1 protein-coding gene is annotated in these 2,405 nt (G+C 49.1%); it reads right to left on the bottom strand.

What is annotated here, in order from left to right:
• Positions 1 to 2,405: calcium-binding protein (locus J7438_RS25135; RefSeq protein WP_286196927.1), on the bottom strand; the 2,405-nt coding region annotated here is incomplete at both ends.

Below are 2,405 nucleotides of genomic sequence, written 5' to 3'. Positions count from 1 at the left end.
TCTGCAAACCGAATAGTGTCCATGCCTTCACTATCGTAGTTATGAATCACATCCTGCCCGTCTCCAGCAGAAAAATGATAAGTGTCAGCACCTTCACCGCCCGTCAGGGTGTCATTGCCCAGCCCACCAGTCAGGTGATCATCATCCGCTTCGCCTTCAAGGGAATCGTCACCGCTATCACCGGAAAGTACGTCATTTCCAAAACCACCCTGAAGACGATCCTGGCCATCACCACCACTGATAACGTCATCACCGCCATAACCCAGCACACGGTCGTTGCCATCGAGAGCAGTCACCTGATTCACCAGGTCGTTACCCTCAATCACATCATCTAATCCCGTGCCCTCCAGTGTTTTGAGGTTAATCGCTGCTTTATCGAGAACCTGTGTGACGTTTTCAGGACCAACCAGCGTAAGACCACTCTTTGGCAAATCATTGTCAAAGAAATACTTGAGCGTAACTTTGTCTTCAGTACTGTCACGGAAAGTCAAAGTCAGGTCATCATCCACACGGCGGAAAGTAATCAGGTCAAGATCAAGGCCAGCCAGTAATAGGCGAGTCTGATCCTGATAGTTATCCCGAATCTCATCTTTTCCATCGCCTTGGGCAAAGTAATAATCATCAGCCCCTTGGTCGCCGCTCAGGATGTCGTCACCCATACCACCTGTCAGCGAGTCGTTACCATAGCCACCGTAGAGACGGTCATTACCAGTCCCACCGGTTAACTGATCATCATCTCGGCCGCCATCGAGGTAATCATTACCTTCGCCACCAACCAGCTGGTCATTACCGTAATCACCATAGAGATGATCATCATTGTTACCGCCGTCGAGATAATCATTACCAGCTCGGCCATAGAGGGAATCATCACCCTCTCCACCTTCAAGGTGATCATCCCCAAACTCACCATCAAGATAGTCTTGGCCTGAACTACCTGATAAATGGTCATCTCCGGTTCCACCATAGAGGTGGTCATCTCCATCTTCACCGGTGAGCTGATCATTACCCCCCTTACCATAAATCCGGTCATTCCCCAGACCACCGGTGAGCTCATCTCTGGTTTCATAACCATAAAGCGTGTCATCACCATCGGTGCTCTGCTGAACCAGAGTTTTTACTGTTGCAATATCCCATTGCTCACCACTGGCAAATTCAATGATATCCAGAGCATCACCACCGGCCGTATCCTGACTGAAATACTCGCTTACAGTAATGACATCACCGGATTCACTGAACGTCAGCAACAAATCATCCAGGAAGCGAGTAGCCCTTAAGGCATCAGGTGAAATGCCTTGCTTAAAGCGCAACACGTCATGGCGCCCTTCACTGAGGTCATGATTATTAATAGTGGTATTGCCATCACCGGCACCATATAGATAGACGTCACTGCCAGCCCCCCCATCCAAATGGTCTGTTCCTGCACCACCGTCAAGAACATCGTCACCGTCACCGCCAAACAGCTGGTCGTCGCCGCCAAGACCGCTCAGTTGATCACTGGAACTGTCATAGCCAAGAATAATGTCATCACCCTGTGTGGGTACCAGCACTTTTTGTTTGACCGTTTCAATATCCCAACGAGTACCGTCAGCAAAATCAATTGTGTCAACGGCGTAATTGGTGGTCGAATCACTGTTGAAATAGTTGCGAACACGAACCGACTGGTCATCTCCAATGTGCAATAGAAGGTCTGTGCTTTGCCGACGAGCTACCACACTTTCCGGTGAAATCTCTTCCCCCAGTTGAATGCGATCCGTATCACTGCCACTTGAATACTCAGTGATCGTGTCGTGCCCATCACCTTGGGAAATAACGTAAGTGTCATTACCCTTTCCTCCAGATAAAGAGTCGTTATCCAGCCCCCCATTCAGGGAGTCGTCACCAACTCCACCATAAAGGCGATCCTGGCCACTTTCTCCAGTGAGGGTATCATCTCCGAGTTCTCCATAAAGCCGGTCATCGCCGAGGTTGCCTGACAGCTGATCATTTCCTTCACCACCATAGATCACATCATCACCTCCCAAGGCATTGATGATGTCTACGCCGGAATAACCATAAACAGTTTCAGCTTCATCGGTGCCTGTCCACTTCGCGGCCTGTTCAAGGGCTTCAGTCATACTTATGACCGTAGCATCAGAAAACTCGAACTGGTCTATCTGGTTTCGGTCGCTGACAAATCCATTTTTTATCACAACCTCTGTCAGGACATCATCCTTATTGATCTCCACAACCAGGTCAGTTCCGGTTCTTCGATAACTGACATGCTCTAGGCTGATGGCCGTATCAAACAATATCTTGTCGAGATCCGTACCCGAATTATCATAATCTTCAATGGTATCCTTGCTGCCATCAGCCTTGATGACATAGATATCACTGCCAGAACCACCCAGAAGCCGGTCATTGCCCAA

The organism is Thalassotalea sp. G20_0 (assembly GCF_017744175.1).
Lineage (GTDB): Bacteria > Pseudomonadota > Gammaproteobacteria > Pseudomonadales > Endozoicomonadaceae > Endozoicomonas.
The sequence above is the reverse complement of the archived record's forward strand: the minus strand, read 5'-3'. Positions and strand labels throughout refer to the sequence as shown.